The organism is Pseudomonas sp. PB105 (assembly GCF_009764655.1).
Lineage (GTDB): Bacteria > Pseudomonadota > Gammaproteobacteria > Pseudomonadales > Pseudomonadaceae > Aquipseudomonas > Aquipseudomonas cyclaminis.
This window is the reverse complement of record NZ_RWIO01000027.1, coordinates 135,828-149,623: the sequence shown is the minus strand read 5'-3', so window position 1 is coordinate 149,623 and position 13,796 is coordinate 135,828. Positions and strand designations below refer to the sequence as shown.

Sequence of the window (13,796 nt, the reverse complement as noted above, 5' to 3'; positions counted from 1 at the left end):
CTTTTTTTCACGTTGCGCTGGTTAAGCTGCGAATCAAGGTCGTTCACCCCTGTTTAACCCCAATGAGCCCGTGATGTCGCCACAACCACCATCCTCCATCGAGATCGAATACGCCGAGCGCTGCGGCCTTGAACATGCCAAGGTCTGCGCAGACACGCGCCCACCGGGACTGCGTCGGCGGCTGGCGTCGTGGCGTGACGAGTGGCTGGTGCGCCAGGCGCTCAAGGTTGCCGGCGAACCGGGGTTGATCCTTGACCTGGCCTGCGGTTCAGGGCGTTTCTGGCCGGTGTTGGCCGAACACATCAACCGGGTGATCCTCGCCTCGGACAATTCCCAGGACATGCTCGACCACGCGTGCACCCACCACCCGGCGGCGCTGCTCAAGCGGGTCAAGACCTTTCAGGGTTCGGCGTTTTCCATCGGTTTGTCGGAGAACGCGGTGGACTGCATCTTCTGTCTGGAGTTGTTTCGCCATGTGCCCAACAGCGAGGGACGCCTGGCGTTGCTGCGCGAGTTTCACCGCGTGAGCCGCGATACGGTGATTGTCTCGGTCAATTCACGCACTGCGGTAGACGACGAGTTTCGCCAGGCCGGCTTCAAAGTCCTGAACCAGCAGGAATTCATGCCAGGCTCAAACCTGTGGCGGGTCTATGTGCTGCGTAAGAAAGGATAACTCCGTCCCGTAGGGCTATTCTTCATCTCCTGTCTGAGTTTTCATGGTTGCCAGTGCACTGCGGATGCTCGCTAGCCCCTTTCGCGATATATACTGCGCGCCATTCTTCAAGGGAGAGCCGTGTGGCCATCGATATTCACTGGATCTGCGACAACGATAGCCTCGGCCAGCATTGCGCCGAATGGCAGCAGTTGCCATTCGTCGCCCTCGACACCGAATTCATGCGGGTCGACACCTTTTATCCCATTGCCGGGCTGATCCAGATCGGTGATGGCGTACGCGCTTACCTGATCGATCCCCTGACCATCGACAACTGGCAACCCTTGGCCGACCTGCTGGAAAACCCGGCGGTGATCAAGGTGGTGCACGCCTGCAGCGAAGACCTCGAAGTCCTGCTGCGCCTGACCGGCAGCCTGCCGGTGCCGTTGTTCGACACCCAATTGGCAGCCGCGTACCTGAATCTCGGTTTCTCCATGGGCTACTCGCGCCTGGTCCACGCCGTGCTCGACATCGATCTGCCCAAGGGCGAGACCCGCTCGGACTGGCTGCAGCGACCATTGTCCGAGACCCAGGTCAGCTATGCCGCCGAAGACGCGGTGCACTTGGCCGAGGTCTACATTCGCCTGCGTCCGCAACTGTCGGACGATAAATACGCCTGGGTGCTGGAGGACGGCGCCGAACTGGTGGCCAACCTGCGTCGCGAAGTCGACCCGTACGAGGTGTACCGCGACGCCAAGCTGGCGTGGAAACTGTCTCGCGCCCAACTCGCCGTGCTGCGTGAACTGTGCGCCTGGCGCGAACAGCAAGCCCGCGCCCGTGACTTGCCGCGCAACCGCATCGTTCGTGAGCACTCGTTGTGGCCCCTGGCCAAATCCCAGCCGGATAACCTCGCCGCCCTGGGCAAGATCGAAGACATGCACCCGCGCACCGTGCGTCAGGATGGCCAGTTCCTGCTGGACCTGATCAAACGTGCCGGCAGTGTGTCCATGGACCAATGGCCGCCGGCCGTGGCGGAACCGCTGCCGGTGGACGCCGCCAACCTGATCAAGCAACTGCGTGCCCTGGGCCAGACGTTCGCCGAACGCCTGGAGATGGCGCCGGAACTGATGCTGCGCAAGAAAACCCTCGAAGCCCTGGTTAAAAGCGGCTACCCCGATGGGCCTTATAAATTGCCAGACTCGCTGCGTGGCTGGCGCCGCGAGTTGATGGGCCAGGCGCTGCTCGACAGCCTGGCCACTGCCGGAGAACAGCCTTGAAACGTATTTGCTCCATCTACCGCAGCCTGAAAAAAGACGGCATGTACCTCTACGTGCTCAAGAGCGATGCCCTTGAGCGTGTGCCGGAACCGTTGATGGCCGCCTTCGGCAAGGCCCATCTGGCGTTCGAGATGATCCTGACGCCGGAGCGCAAGCTGTCGCGCGAAGACATCCTGGTGGTCCTGGAAAACCTCGACAAACAGGGCTACCACCTGCAAATGCCGCCGGCCGAGGACGAGTACATCGAACACTTGCCCGAAGAGCTGCTGCGCCGCAACGACCCGATGTAATCGGTCAGTGCCTGCTTCAGGGCACATGTTTCAATGGAATCGTATTAGTGGGCGGTGGCCGTAAGGATGCGGGCGGCCGTCTGCATTGTTTTTGAAAGGTTTGAACCATGCGTGTTCTGATTGCTGAACAGGATCACCCGCTCTACGCCCAACTGCTCAACGATGTGGCGCCGGACCTTGAGGTGCTCACCAGTGGCGACTCGGCCGAACTGTCACGCCTGGCCGCCGATTGCCCGGTCTGGCTGGGCCAGCCGGACCTGCTGGCGACATTGCTGCGCCAGGGCCACCAACCCCAATGGCTGCAATCGACCTGGGCCGGTATCACACCCCTGCTGGCCGAAGGCTTGCCCCGCGACTACCGCCTGACGCGCGCCGTCGGCATTTATGGCCAGGTCATGGCTGAGTTTGTCCTCACGTATATGCTCGGCCATGAGCGCGAAGTGCTGGCGCGGCTGGTCAGCCAGGTCGAACGCAAGTGGGACAGCCGCACCGGCCAGAGCCTGGCGGGGCGCAAGGCATTGATCGTGGGCACCGGCGATATTGGCCAGAGTGTGGCCGAGTTCCTGGTGCCGTTTGGCGTCAAGCTGTATGGCATTGCCAGTACTGAGCGTGAGCAAGCGCCGTTTATCGAAGTGGCCGGGCTTGATCAGCTCGGGCGCCTGGTGGGCGAAGTGGACTACGTGATCAACCTGCTGCCCAACACGCCGAACACCCACGATCTGTACGACGCGGCGCTGTTCAAACAATTCAAACCGACCGGCTTGTTCATCAATGTCGGGCGCGGTGTGGCGGTGGTGGATGCTGATCTGGTCGAAGCTCTGAAAGAAGGGCACCTGGCCGGCGCCGTGATCGACGTGTGCCGCCAGGAACCGCTGCCACAGCGCCATCCGTTCTGGACCGCCTGGGGTTTGCTGTTGACCGGGCACAGCTCTGCGCCGACGTCGCCGCCGATGATGGTGGAGTTATTTCTGGAGAACCTGCGGGCCTATAAGGCCAATGAAGCGCTGCGCGGAACCGTGGATTTCGAGCGGGGTTACTGAACTGTGGGAGCGGGCTTGGCCCCTCCCACAGTGGCAAAGCGTCCGTCTTAAAGGCTGAAGTCACCTTCCGATACCAGCTCGCTCAGCGGCTTGCGCGGGCTTGGCGCTTCACGACCTTGCAGATACTCCGGCAGGGTCGACTTGTCTCCCAGCTTGCCAACGGCCACGGCGGCATGCAGTGCATAGCCTTCTGGAATCTTCAGTTCCTTGCGGGTCAGCTCCTGGTCGAAACCGGCCATGCCGTGGGTGTGCCAGCCGCTGAGGCTGGCTTGCAGCGCCAGGTGGCCCCAGGCCGAGCCTGTGTCGAAGGTGTGCCACAGCGCCGGGGTTTCTTCGGTGGCGCCGGGGGCGACGAAGTCGGTTTTCGAGGCGATGATCACCAGGGCCGACGCATGCTGCGCCCAACCGCGGTTGAACTCGTTGAGCAGACCCAGGAAACGTTCCCAGTCCGGCGTGTCACGGCGCGCGTAGAGAAACCGCCACGGCTGCGAGTTGTAGGCCGACGGTGCCCAACGGGCGGCTTCGAAGAAACTCAGCAGGGTCTCTTGCGAGATGCTCTCGCCGGTAAAGGCGCGGGGCGACCAGCGGTCGGTGAACTGGGTGTGGATCGGATGGTCGGCAACACGTGTCATGAGCGGTTCCTGATCGTCAATTCGGCGCTCAAAGCTACTGCGCGCCCGCTAGACTGACAAGTGTTGTTACACCGCCAGTCGTAAGCGCTTGGTTCCAAGGGGCTTGGGCACTAGACTGGCGGCCTTTTCACCTACCGATACTGATGTTGAGCCATGGCCGCCAAAGTCGAACCTTTCTGGATACGCAAAACCCTCGAACACCTCGACCAGGAGGAGTGGGAATCGTTGTGCGACGGCTGTGGCCTGTGCTGCCTGCAAAAGCTTGAGGACGAAGACGACAACAGCGTCTATTACACGCGCATCGCCTGCAAACTGCTCGACCTCAAAACCTGCCAGTGCACCGATTACCCCAACCGCCGCGCCTCGGTGCCCGACTGTATCCAGCTCACCCCAGGCCAGGCCGACCAGTTCAAATGGCTGCCGCCCACCTGTGGCTACCGCCTGGTCAGCGAGCGCAAGGACTTGCCGCTGTGGCACCACCTGGTCTGCGGCGACCGCGACGCCGTGCACCACGAACGCATTTCCCAGTCCGGGCGCATGCTCAGCGAAGGCAGCGTGCTCGAAGACGACTGGGAGGATTACCTGATCTTCCGCGCAGGCTGAAAAAGGAGTGTGTATGAAGGTGGCAACCCAGCTGGCGGCAAGCCTGGTGCTGCTGGCGCTGAGCGTGCCTGCGTGGTGCGCCAGGAAAGTCGACCTGGATTATCACGTCAAACTGCTGCCCCAGAGCGATCAGGCTGAAGTGCGCCTGAGCCTGTCACAAGGCTCGGCGGTGCGCAGCCTCGACTTCGACCTGGGCCGCACCGGCAGTTACAGCGACTTCAAGGCCGATGGCCAGTGGCAGGTCAGCGGCGAGCGTGGCGTGTGGCAACCCAGCGCCGACAAGGCCAGCCTGACCTACCGCGTGCACCTCACCCAAGCGCGCAAGCCGGGCAGCTATGAAGCGCGCATGACCCCGAGTTGGGCGCTGTTTCGCGGCGAAGACCTGGTGCCGACCGCGCGGCTCGACCAGCAGGATGGCGTCGAGTTGGTCTCGCGCCTGGTGTTCGAACTGCCGGCCGGCTGGAAAAGCGTCGAAACCGCCTGGCCGCGTATCGGCAAGCACAAATTCCGCATCGACAATGTTTCCCGCCTGTTCGACCGGCCCACCGGCTGGATGCTCGCCGGCACCTTGGGCAGCCGCCGCGTGCGCCTGGGCGAAACCGAAGTCACCGTAGCGTCGCCCAAGGGCCAGGCCATGCGCCGCATGGATGTGCTGACGTTGCTTACCTTTGTCTGGCCCCAGGTCGAGGCTGCGTTCCCGCGTCATCCGGCGAAGCTGTTGGTGGTGGGCGCCAGCGACCCGATGCGCCGGGGCGTGTTCTCGGCCCATGACTCGATCTACCTCAACAGCCGCACGCCGCTGGTCAGCGAAAACGGCAGCAGCCCGTTGATTCGTGAGGTGGTGCAGGCGATTGCACGCTTCAACGATCACGACACCAGTGACTGGATCAGCGAAGGGTTTGGCGAGTATTACGCCATCGAACTGCTGCGCCGTGCCGGCGGGATCACCGATGAGCGATATCAGGCAATACAGGTGCGCTTGAGCAAGGAAGGCAAGGACGTCACGACGTTACGCGGCGAGCACGTCAGCGGCGCAACCGTGGCGCGCGCAGTGGTGGTATTGCAGGAGCTGGACCGCGAGATTCGGGTGAAAACCCATAACAAGCGCTCGCTCGACGACCTTGCGCAGGCAGTGATGCGGGCCAATAGCATTACGACGAAAGAGTTTGTGCAACTGGCCGAAAGCATCATTGGCGAGTCGTCGGTGGTGCTGGACAGCAAGTTACTGCGCTGAAGTCCCCGTCATGCACGAAACAAAATGTGGGAGGGGACTTGCCGCCTCCCACATTTGAATCTAACCAGTGGTTTTAACGGCCTTCTCAGCCGCCACTTCAGCTTTGGTCTTCAGGTTCTTCAGCTCTGCCCCGGCACGCTCGACCTTGGTGCGCAGGCTGTTCATTTCCTGACGACCCTGTTCCAGCTTGTCCTTGAGCGAGCTGTGCCCGGTAAAACCACGGGCCAGTGCCACACCGCCAATCGCCACCTGAATCAAACCGAAAATCCCGCCACGGCGCAGGCCTTTGCCCACCATCATCACGCCACCGGCCACCGAGCCGATGCGCTCCCAGCCGTGCACGTTTTGCGTGGGCTGAGTCTGGAACGGCGTGTGTTCGATGATAGGTCGCACGTTTTTGCTGTCGCTCATGATCTGTCTCCAACAAGGGCAAGTGTAAGTAGCTGACTGCTGGCGGGCGTCGGATGTTCCCAAAAAATCAGTACTTGGGGCCCGAACGGGTGTTGTTGCCCTTGGCCAGGCGGTCATAAAGCACCACGTTGACCGTCGCGGCGAGGTTCATGCAGCCGGTGGTCGGGATGTAGACCACGTCTTCGCACCAGTCACGAATCTCTTTATCCAGCGAACCGTCTTCCGGGCCGAAGATATACAGGGCGCGGTCGGGGTGGGTGTACTCGGGCAGCGGGCGGGCGCCTTCCACCAGTTCCACGGCGACCGGGATGCAGCCCAGGGGCAGGATTTTTTTCAGGTCATCGATGCCGATCAGCGGAATGTCGTGATGGACCTTCTTGGTGTCGGTAATGAAGTCCCGGGCGCGCTCGTAACGCACGCCGGTGTAGAACACCGAGGCCACGCCGTAGCAGCCGGCGGCACGCATGACCGAGCCGACGTTTTCGGGGGATTTGGGGTTATACAGGCCGATGCAGCTGTAGCGTTTATTGCCCACGGGAGTGCCTTTAAAAAGGCAGCATTATAGCGGCAAGCTACGAGCTGCAAGTTAAAAGCAGGGCGGCTTTTTCTTGCAGCTCCCAACTTACAGCTTTCAGTCGTCCTTCTTCATCAACCCCGCCAACGCCGCAAACGGGTTGTGCGTCGCCTTGGCAATCGTCGGGCTGCTGGTGGAGCCTTCGCCGAAGTACTGCTGGTCGGTGTAGCGCGAGTGTTCGTTGTCGTGGCAATACAGGCACAGCAACTCCCAGTTGGAGCCGTCCTGGGGGTTGTCATCATGATTGTGGTTACGGTGGTGTACGGTGAGTTCGCTCAGGCGCTTGCCGGCGAATTCACGGGCGCAGCGGCCGCACACGTGGGGGTACATTTTGAGGGCTTTGTCGCGGTAGCCCATTTCCCGGTCGCGCTGGGCATCGGCCAGGATGCGGTCCAGCTTGGCAGTGTGGGAGGGCGGGTTGGTCGAGCTCATGATGGCTCCTGGCTATTTTGTGGGTCACGGATAGCGTTGATTCTAGCCGTCGGCGGGCGTTTGTAGTATCGGTTCATTCATTTCACAAGGATCTGAAACCTATGCGTTGGCACACATGGACAGTTGCACTGCTCTTCGGCGCCCTGGCGGCTCACGCCCAGGCGTTCTCCACACCTCAGCCGGGCCAGGTGATCGAGGTCGCCCTCGAACAGTTGCACCCGACCCAGGCCGTAGTGGGCTTAGATCAGATCTATTACAGCCTCGGGTTGTTTGCCGACAAACCTACCAAAGCCTTCGATGAATACTGCGAGACCAACGGTCAGGGCGAGGCCGACAAGGTGCCCAAGAACGCCAAGCTGCTCCAGCCCACCAGCTTCACCTGCAAAGACCCGGTAGGCACCCACCCCGACGATATGAAAACCGTGGTGGTCGGCCCCGGCGGCCAGTTGTACCTGACCGATGGTCATCATAGCTTCACCACCCTGTGGGAAACGCCGGGGGCCGGCCCTCGATTGAAAATGTGGGTGAGGGTGACCGACGATTTCAGCAGCAGCCCAGACCTTGCGACCTTCTGGCAGCGCATGGAAGCGGCCCGCAAGGTCTGGCTCAAGGACAATCAGGGCCAGACCCTGCCGCCTGCGCAACTGCCGGCCCACCTGGGGTTCAAGAACCTGCAGGACGACACCTTTCGCAGCCTGGTGTATTTCACCCGCAAGGCTGCCTACGGCAAGCCGGACGTGGGGAAGGTCGCACCGGAATTTCTGGAGTTCTATTGGGGCAACTGGCTGCGCACGCAGATTGATCTGGGCCAGTACGACCTGAATAAAAAAGGCGGCTACAAGGCCGCTATCGAAGCGGTGGCCAAGCGCATGGTCAGCCTGGCGCCCGGCTCACAGGTCGGGGACAGCGGTTTCACTGCGCAGCAACTGGGCGGCATGAGCAAACTGGATCGCGATGAGCTGGAAAAGACCTTCGATAAAAAAGTGCCGTATGTCATCGACTACCGCAAATCCCACAACTGACCAGGGATCAAAAATGTGGGAGGGGGCAAGTCGAATCGTCGCACCGTCCCTCCCACATTAGATTTACGCTGTCGGGGACGCATGCTCAGCCCTTGAGCTTTTCCGCAATCCAGATGGTGTGACGCGTGCCCTTGTTGCCATGGGCAAACACCTGCACTTCCTCGGCCTTGAAACCGGCCTTGCGCAGTTTGTCGCTGAACAGTTTGTCGGCGCTTGCCGACCACACCGCCAGCACGCCCTTGGGCCGCAAGGCCTTGGCGCAGGCTGCGAGGCCGCCGGCGGAGTAGAGCCAGCTGTTGGCTTTTTGCGTCAGGCCTTCGGGGCCGTTGTCCACATCCAGCATGATCGCGTCAAAGCCCTGGGGCTCGGCTTGCAGCACCTTGGCCACGTCTTCCATACGGATCACGGTGCGCGGGTCCAGCAGTGGACGGCCGGACTTTTCCCCCAGCGGCCCACGGTTCCATTCCACGACGCCCGGCACCAGTTCGGCCACGACCACCTCGGCGGTTTTGCCCAGATGCTTGAGCGCCGAGGCCAGGGTAAAGCCCATGCCCAGACCACCAATCAACACCCGAGACCCCGGACGACCGGCAACCTTGCGGCAGGGGATCTCTGCCAGGGCATCTTCGGAGCCGTGCATGCGCGTGTTCATCAACTGGCCACCGTCACCGCCCTGGATCTTGATGACAAAATCCTCGCCATATTCGAACAGGCACAAGGCACCGCCGTTGTCGGGGATCGGGGTGGTGTCCAGCAGAACGAAACGTTTCATGGAAATCTCATTGGGAAGGGCATTCTTGCGCGGTTGGGAGTAGCCTTACGACATTCCGGTCAGGCCATGGAGCCATCGATGAAGTGCAGCATTCTAACGGTCATTGTGTTGAGCGCGCTCGCATTGGGTGCGGCGCAGGCTCAGGAGTTGCAAACCGTACCGGTCGCGCCCGCGCCAACCCCAGGTGCGCCGGGCACGCCGACGCCGACGCTGTATCCCCAGGTCAGCCCGCCAGCGCTGCCCAAGACCAACGGCTCGCCGCCTTTGGCGCCCATCGTGCTGCCGACGCCACCGAAGGACCAGACGGTGCCCGGTCTGCAGCAGAACGACAGCAAACCGAAAACCCCCGGCGGTTAAAACGGTTGGGACAGTAACTGCCCATCCGCCATGCGCAGGCGCTTGGACAAGGCAATCGCAATCGCCCGGATGATCTTGGCGGCCACCCGTGGTGTTTCGTTGAGCATTTTTTCCAGGGAGTCCTTGCCCAGGTTCAACAACACGCAGTCGCTGGCCGCCACGCAACTGGCGGAGCGCCGCTCGCCGTCAAGTACCGCCATCTCACCAAAGGCCCGACCACTGCGCAGGGTGGCGATGGTCAGGCGCTGGCCGTCGTGATTGGTTTTCTGCACCGCCACCTGGCCGCTGTGGATGATGCACATAAAGGTGCCGGCATCGCCTTCGAGGAAAATCGCTTCGTCCTGGGCAATGCTGCTGATATTGAAGTAGCCGGCGGCGACGTGAAAATCCTCCGGCAACAGAGGGTCGAACAGGCCGCAGTCCATGAGCATGTCGCGGATTTCATCGTTCAGTAAAGTCGGTTGTGGCATGACTGGTCCATCAATCGGTAAGCGGTCCTGTGTTCAGACAGAACCGCCGCACTAAGTTCCTAAATTAACCCCAGCGCCTTGAACACAAATGCATATTCGAGCGCTACGTCACGTAATCCCTGGTAACGACCGCTCATCCCACCATGGCCGGCGCCCAGTTCGGTCTTGAGCAACAGCAGGTTTTTGTCGGTTTTGGTGTCACGCAGCCTGGCCACCCACTTGGCGGCTTCCCAGTACTGCACGCGGCTGTCGTTGTAGCCGGCGATCACCAGCAGATGCGGGTAGGCATGAGCCTGGACATTTTCGTAAGGCGCGTAGGCCTTGATGCGCTCATACACCTCGGGCTCTTCGGGGTTGCCCCACTCGTCGTACTCGGTGATGGTCAGCGGCAGCTCCGGGTCGAGCATGGTGTTGAGCACATCGACGAACGGCACTTCGGCAATCGCCGCCTGGAACAACTCCGGACGCTGGTTGAGCACCGCGCCGATCAACAGGCCGCCGGCACTGCCGCCGCTGATGGCCAGTTGCTTGGCGGTGGTCAAGCCTTGGGCGACCAGGTGTTCGGCGCAGGCGATAAAGTCACTGAAGGTGTTCTGCTTGTGTTCCTGCTTGCCGTTGCGGTACCAGGCTTCACCCAGCTCGCCGCCGCCACGCACGTGGGCAATCGCAAACGCGACGCCACGGTCGAGCAGACTGAGGCGCGCGTGGGAAAACCACGGGTCGAGGCTTTGGCCGTAGGCGCCGTAGCCATACAGGTAAAGCGGCGTGGTTTTGCCGAGCTGGTCGCGCTTGACCACCAGGCTGATCGGCACCTGGGTGCCATCGGCAGAGGTGGCCCACAAGCGCTGGCTCACGTAATCGTCGGCATTGAACACACCGAGCACCGGGGTTTCCTTGAGCACCTGCTGCGCGCCGCTGGCCAACTCCAGCTGACGCACCTGGGCCGGGCGATTGAGGGCCTCATACCGCAGGCGAATTTTGTCGCTGACGAATTCCAGGCTGTTCTGTACGTAGAGGCTGTAGGCGGCGTCGGGCAATTCCACGCGATACGCGGGCAGGCCCTGCGGGTGCACTTCGATCACCGGCAGGCCACCGATGCGCAGGCTCAGGGTCATGGCGCCGGTATTGAGGCTCACACCGTCGAGCATCACGTCATCGCTGTGGGGGATCAGGTTTTGCCACTCATCCTCGGTGGGCACATCGCCAATGTCGGTTGCAACGAACAGCGCATAGTTGATGCCATCCCGGTTGCTGCGGATAAACCAGGTCCACGCGCCATTCAGTTGGCCGTGGTCGACGTCGTATTCGTGGTCCTCGACCCGAGGCGCCAGGCAGGTGAAGGCCAGGTGCGGCTGGTCGGCGTCCAGCGCCCAGACTTCGCTGGTGGTCTTGCTACCCAGGGCCAGCAGCAACTGGCGCTCGGAGCTGGAACGGTAGCAATGCAGGAAGAAACGCCCGTCGGGCTCGTGGAACACTTCCTGCGCTGCCGTGCCGTCCAGGCGATAGCGATACAGTTTGTGCGGACGGTGGGTGTCGTCCAGTTCGCCGAAGAACAGGGTCAGGCTGTCGTTGGCCCAGGTCATGCTGCCGTCGCAGTCCTGGAACTCCAGTTCGCTGACCTTGCCCGTCGCCAATTCCTTCACGAACAGGGTGTAGATCTCATCGCCACTGGTGTCCAGGCTGTAGGCCAGGCGCTGGTGGTCGGGGCTGATGCTGAACGCGCCGAGGGAGAAAAAGCCGCCATTGGCCAGTTCGTTCGGGTCCAGCAACAGCTCTTCGCTGCTGTCGTCGACCTGGTTGCTGTCATCGGCCGGACGGCGGCAGCGGTAGTGCCGGGCGTACTCGTCACCGGCGGTGGTGCGGGTGTAATAGAGGTAAGGGCCCCACGGGGAGGGCAGCGACAGGTCGGTTTCGAGGATGCGGCCCTTGATCTCTTCAAACAGGCTTTCGCGCAAGTCTGCCTGATCGGCGAGCTGGGCTTCCTGCCAGGCATTTTCGGCCTTGAGGTAATCGAGCACTTCAGTGCTGTCGCGTTCTTGCAGCCAGGCGTAAGGATCCTGGCCTGGGGCCTTGCGGGCAATCGGGGGGCGCGATACAGGCATGGATTATTCTCTATCTGGCGGACGGTGGCAGGCTTTGCAGCCGCGACACGCAAAAGCCGTTATCATAGCCGCCTCTTTGCCAGCCTTGCCATGGACACCATGACCGAGAACGACTATCTGACCGCTTGGGGCCTTTACGCCTTCGCCGCTTTGGGCTGCCTGTTGGTGTGGTGGCGCATGACGCGCTGGATCTGGCGCTGGCTGCGCGAGCCGCTGCAATTGCTGATGGCCGTGTTGCTGTTCAGCCCGACCATCGTCGACCCGGTCAAGACCCAGTTCGCGCCGGCCGTGGCCATTACCGCCCTGGACCTGGTGCTCAAGGTCGGCAACAACGCCTGGCGGGCGATTTCCGATTTGTTCATGTACACCATGATCGCCTTTGGCGTGTACCTGGTGATTGTGTTGATCCGCTGGCCCATCGAGCGCGCCGCCAATGCGCGTCGTGAGCGCAAGGCCGCCACCGATGCAGCCCTGGCCGCTGAAGCGGTGGAAGAAGACGACGAGCCATTCCGCCGTCCGGCGCCTGTCAGCGGCATGCGGGTCGAACCGCGCCTTTAACGTTGCAGCGAGAGCCCTGGCATGTGTGAATTATTGGGCATGAGTGCCAACGTCCCCACCGATATCGTGTTCAGCTTTACCGGGCTGATGCAGCGTGGTGGGCGCACCGGCCCCCACCGCGACGGTTGGGGTATCGCCTTCTACGAAGGCCGTGGCCTGCGCTTGTTCCAGGACCCGGCCGCGAGCAGTGAATCGGAAGTCGCGCTGCTGGTGCAGCGTTATCCCATCAAGAGTGAAGTGGTGATCGGCCATATCCGCCAGGCCAATGTGGGCAAAGTGAGTCTGGCCAATACCCACCCGTTCGTGCGTGAACTGTGGGGTCGCAACTGGTGTTTCGCCCATAACGGCCAATTGGCGGACTTCAACCCGCGCGCCACGTTCTACCGCCCGGTCGGCGATACCGACAGCGAGGCAGCCTTCTGCGACTTGCTCAACCGCGTGCGCGAGGCCTTTCCCGAGCCGGTGGACATCGAGCAGATGCTGCCCGACCTGATCGCCGCCTGTGCCGAATACCGCAGCAAAGGCGTGTTCAACTGCCTGCTCAGCGATGGCGACTGGCTGTTCTGCTACTGCTCGACCAAGTTGGCGCAGATCACCCGGCGTGCCCCGTTCGGCCCGGCGCGGTTGAAGGATGTCGACGTGATCGTCGATTTCCAGGCCGAAACCACACCCAATGATGTAGTGACGGTGATCGCCACCGAACCGTTGACCGACAACGAAAACTGGACCCGTTACGAACCGGGCCAATGGAGCCTGTGGCGACGCGGTGAATGCGTCAGCCAGGGCATTACTGAGTAAGGATATCGACCATGTTGCTCAGCTATCTGCGGTTGGTGCTGTTTGCCATTGGCCTGTTGGTCGGCGTGCAAGTGCCGGGTTTTATCAACGACTATGCCAAGCGCGTCGAAGCCCACCTGATCGAGGCCCAGACGGGGCTGAGCGGGTTTGAAACCACTGCGCGGCAGTTCTTCAACGGTGATTTGAAAGCGTTGGTGGCGCATTACCGCGCCAGTGACGACCCCGTGTTCCAGAGCGACGCCAATAGCCTGGGCGCGATGCTTGATCGCCAGGTGGCGCTGGACAAGCAATTCCAGGCCATGCAAGGCCCGTGGTACATCCGCGCCTTGCAAGTGGCGGTGGCTGCCGACCCGGATATCCGCCAGGAAACCTGGAACGGCTACAGCTACCAGATCCTGCTGACCCCTGAAGCCATGGGCTGGGGCCTGGGCGGGGCGATGCTGCTGTCGTTTGGGTTGGAATGCCTGTTCCGCCTGATCGACTGGGTGGTGTTGGGCGGCAAGCGCCTGCGCCAGAGCCGGCCGATTGAAGAGCGGGACCTGAAAGGTCTTTAACGCCCAACCCGGTCCAAT

General features: G+C 61.8%; 18 protein-coding genes. 11 read left to right on the top strand and 7 right to left on the bottom strand.

Going from position 1 to position 13,796, the window contains the following annotated elements:
- Window positions 1–73: 73 nt before the first annotated feature.
- The 4 genes from EJD88_RS05485 (at window position 74) to EJD88_RS05470 (ending at window position 3,259) form a co-directional block, all read left to right on the top strand.
- Window positions 74–673, top strand: coding sequence for a class I SAM-dependent methyltransferase (locus EJD88_RS05485; protein WP_099587460.1), 600 nt, complete (start codon window positions 74–76; stop codon window positions 671–673).
- Between the two features lie 122 nt (window positions 674–795).
- Window positions 796–1,929: a ribonuclease D gene (gene rnd, locus EJD88_RS05480; protein WP_099587459.1), complete on the top strand. Its 1,134-nt coding sequence runs from the start codon at window positions 796–798 to the stop codon at window positions 1,927–1,929.
- Window positions 1,926–2,219: a YcgL domain-containing protein gene (locus EJD88_RS05475; protein ID WP_099587458.1), complete on the top strand. Its 294-nt coding sequence runs from the start codon at window positions 1,926–1,928 to the stop codon at window positions 2,217–2,219. The genes rnd and EJD88_RS05475 overlap by 4 nt, the downstream gene beginning before the upstream one ends.
- A 107-nt stretch (window positions 2,220–2,326) precedes the next feature.
- Complete coding sequence (locus EJD88_RS05470; RefSeq protein WP_099587457.1) at window positions 2,327–3,259, top strand: D-2-hydroxyacid dehydrogenase; 933 nt, start codon at window positions 2,327–2,329, stop codon at window positions 3,257–3,259.
- A gap of 47 nt (window positions 3,260–3,306) precedes the next feature.
- On the opposite strand, the gene EJD88_RS05465 is transcribed toward EJD88_RS05470, so the two are convergent.
- Window positions 3,307–3,891, bottom strand: coding sequence for a nitroreductase family protein (locus EJD88_RS05465; RefSeq protein ID WP_158877118.1), 585 nt, complete (start codon window positions 3,889–3,891; stop codon window positions 3,307–3,309).
- Between the two features lie 153 nt (window positions 3,892–4,044).
- Here EJD88_RS05465 and EJD88_RS05460 point away from each other — a divergent pair, with 153 nt between their 5' ends.
- Together EJD88_RS05460 and EJD88_RS05455 are read left to right on the top strand one after the other, a co-directional pair.
- The gene (locus EJD88_RS05460) at window positions 4,045–4,494 is read left to right on the top strand and encodes a YcgN family cysteine cluster protein (RefSeq protein ID WP_158877116.1); all 450 of its coding nucleotides are present in this window, start codon (window positions 4,045–4,047) and stop codon (window positions 4,492–4,494) included.
- Window positions 4,495–4,507: 13 nt separating this feature from the next.
- The gene (locus EJD88_RS05455; protein WP_158877114.1) at window positions 4,508–5,728 is read left to right on the top strand and encodes a hypothetical protein; all 1,221 of its coding nucleotides are present in this window, start codon (window positions 4,508–4,510) and stop codon (window positions 5,726–5,728) included.
- Window positions 5,729–5,788: 60 nt separating this feature from the next.
- Here the strand turns inward: EJD88_RS05455 and EJD88_RS05450 are convergent, their stop codons facing one another.
- The 3 genes from EJD88_RS05450 to EJD88_RS05440 all read right to left on the bottom strand — a co-directional run bounded on the left by EJD88_RS05450 (window position 5,789) and on the right by EJD88_RS05440 (window position 7,145).
- Complete coding sequence (locus EJD88_RS05450; RefSeq protein WP_099587454.1) at window positions 5,789–6,139, bottom strand: DUF2892 domain-containing protein; 351 nt, start codon at window positions 6,137–6,139, stop codon at window positions 5,789–5,791.
- Between the two features lie 67 nt (window positions 6,140–6,206).
- Window positions 6,207–6,674 carry an RNA methyltransferase gene (locus tag EJD88_RS05445; protein WP_003189607.1) on the bottom strand — a complete coding sequence of 156 codons (468 nt, stop codon included), beginning with the start codon at window positions 6,672–6,674 and terminating at the stop codon, window positions 6,207–6,209.
- A 96-nt stretch (window positions 6,675–6,770) separates the two neighbouring features.
- Window positions 6,771–7,145, bottom strand: coding sequence for a YajD family HNH nuclease (locus tag EJD88_RS05440; protein WP_003210675.1), 375 nt, complete (start codon window positions 7,143–7,145; stop codon window positions 6,771–6,773).
- 101 nt (window positions 7,146–7,246) lie between these two features.
- Between EJD88_RS05440 and EJD88_RS05435 the strand changes: the two genes are divergently transcribed.
- Entirely contained in the window at window positions 7,247–8,167 is a 921-nt protein-coding gene (locus EJD88_RS05435) for a ParB/Srx family N-terminal domain-containing protein (protein WP_158877112.1), read from the top strand.
- 85 nt (window positions 8,168–8,252) lie between these two features.
- On the opposite strand, the gene EJD88_RS05430 is transcribed toward EJD88_RS05435, so the two are convergent.
- The gene (locus tag EJD88_RS05430) at window positions 8,253–8,939 is read right to left on the bottom strand and encodes a spermidine synthase (protein ID WP_058411058.1); all 687 of its coding nucleotides are present in this window, start codon (window positions 8,937–8,939) and stop codon (window positions 8,253–8,255) included.
- A 78-nt stretch (window positions 8,940–9,017) separates the two neighbouring features.
- On the opposite strand from EJD88_RS05430, the gene EJD88_RS05425 reads away from it, so the two are divergent.
- Window positions 9,018–9,296 carry a hypothetical protein gene (locus tag EJD88_RS05425; RefSeq protein ID WP_032888738.1) on the top strand — a complete coding sequence of 93 codons (279 nt, stop codon included), beginning with the start codon at window positions 9,018–9,020 and terminating at the stop codon, window positions 9,294–9,296.
- On the opposite strand, the gene EJD88_RS05420 is transcribed toward EJD88_RS05425, so the two are convergent.
- Window positions 9,293–9,766 carry a cyclic nucleotide-binding domain-containing protein gene (locus EJD88_RS05420; protein ID WP_099587452.1) on the bottom strand — a complete coding sequence of 158 codons (474 nt, stop codon included), beginning with the start codon at window positions 9,764–9,766 and terminating at the stop codon, window positions 9,293–9,295. The genes EJD88_RS05425 and EJD88_RS05420 overlap by 4 nt on opposite strands.
- A 59-nt stretch (window positions 9,767–9,825) precedes the next feature.
- Window positions 9,826–11,868, bottom strand: coding sequence for a S9 family peptidase (locus EJD88_RS05415; RefSeq protein ID WP_158877110.1), 2,043 nt, complete (start codon window positions 11,866–11,868; stop codon window positions 9,826–9,828).
- Window positions 11,869–11,892: 24 nt separating this feature from the next.
- On the opposite strand from EJD88_RS05415, the gene EJD88_RS05410 reads away from it, so the two are divergent.
- From EJD88_RS05410 to EJD88_RS05400, 3 genes are read left to right on the top strand one after another with little or no spacing between them, the layout of a single operon-like run.
- Window positions 11,893–12,426 (top strand): MFS transporter, encoded by a 534-nt coding sequence (locus EJD88_RS05410; RefSeq protein WP_099587450.1) that lies wholly within the window; start codon window positions 11,893–11,895, stop codon window positions 12,424–12,426.
- Between the two features lie 21 nt (window positions 12,427–12,447).
- The gene (locus EJD88_RS05405) at window positions 12,448–13,224 is read left to right on the top strand and encodes a class II glutamine amidotransferase (RefSeq protein ID WP_024074057.1); all 777 of its coding nucleotides are present in this window, start codon (window positions 12,448–12,450) and stop codon (window positions 13,222–13,224) included.
- Between the two features lie 11 nt (window positions 13,225–13,235).
- Entirely contained in the window at window positions 13,236–13,778 is a 543-nt protein-coding gene (locus EJD88_RS05400) for a DUF2937 family protein (protein WP_032888750.1), read from the top strand.
- Window positions 13,779–13,796 lie beyond the last annotated feature (18 nt).

Coding starts and splice junctions, on each gene's coding strand:
- EJD88_RS05485 (WP_099587460.1), top strand. CDS start 74: ATGTCGCCACAACCACCATCCTCCATCGAGATCGAATACGCCGAGCGC.
- EJD88_RS05470 (WP_099587457.1), top strand. CDS start 2,327: ATGCGTGTTCTGATTGCTGAACAGGATCACCCGCTCTACGCCCAACTG.
- EJD88_RS05465 (WP_158877118.1), bottom strand. CDS start 3,891: ATGACACGTGTTGCCGACCATCCGATCCACACCCAGTTCACCGACCGC.
- EJD88_RS05460 (WP_158877116.1), top strand. CDS start 4,045: ATGGCCGCCAAAGTCGAACCTTTCTGGATACGCAAAACCCTCGAACAC.
- EJD88_RS05455 (WP_158877114.1), top strand. CDS start 4,508: ATGAAGGTGGCAACCCAGCTGGCGGCAAGCCTGGTGCTGCTGGCGCTG.
- EJD88_RS05450 (WP_099587454.1), bottom strand. CDS start 6,139: ATGAGCGACAGCAAAAACGTGCGACCTATCATCGAACACACGCCGTTC.
- EJD88_RS05440 (WP_003210675.1), bottom strand. CDS start 7,145: ATGAGCTCGACCAACCCGCCCTCCCACACTGCCAAGCTGGACCGCATC.
- EJD88_RS05435 (WP_158877112.1), top strand. CDS start 7,247: ATGCGTTGGCACACATGGACAGTTGCACTGCTCTTCGGCGCCCTGGCG.
- EJD88_RS05430 (WP_058411058.1), bottom strand. CDS start 8,939: ATGAAACGTTTCGTTCTGCTGGACACCACCCCGATCCCCGACAACGGC.
- EJD88_RS05425 (WP_032888738.1), top strand. CDS start 9,018: ATGAAGTGCAGCATTCTAACGGTCATTGTGTTGAGCGCGCTCGCATTG.
- EJD88_RS05420 (WP_099587452.1), bottom strand. CDS start 9,766: ATGCCACAACCGACTTTACTGAACGATGAAATCCGCGACATGCTCATG.
- EJD88_RS05415 (WP_158877110.1), bottom strand. CDS start 11,868: ATGCCTGTATCGCGCCCCCCGATTGCCCGCAAGGCCCCAGGCCAGGAT.
- EJD88_RS05405 (WP_024074057.1), top strand. CDS start 12,448: ATGTGTGAATTATTGGGCATGAGTGCCAACGTCCCCACCGATATCGTG.
- EJD88_RS05400 (WP_032888750.1), top strand. CDS start 13,236: ATGTTGCTCAGCTATCTGCGGTTGGTGCTGTTTGCCATTGGCCTGTTG.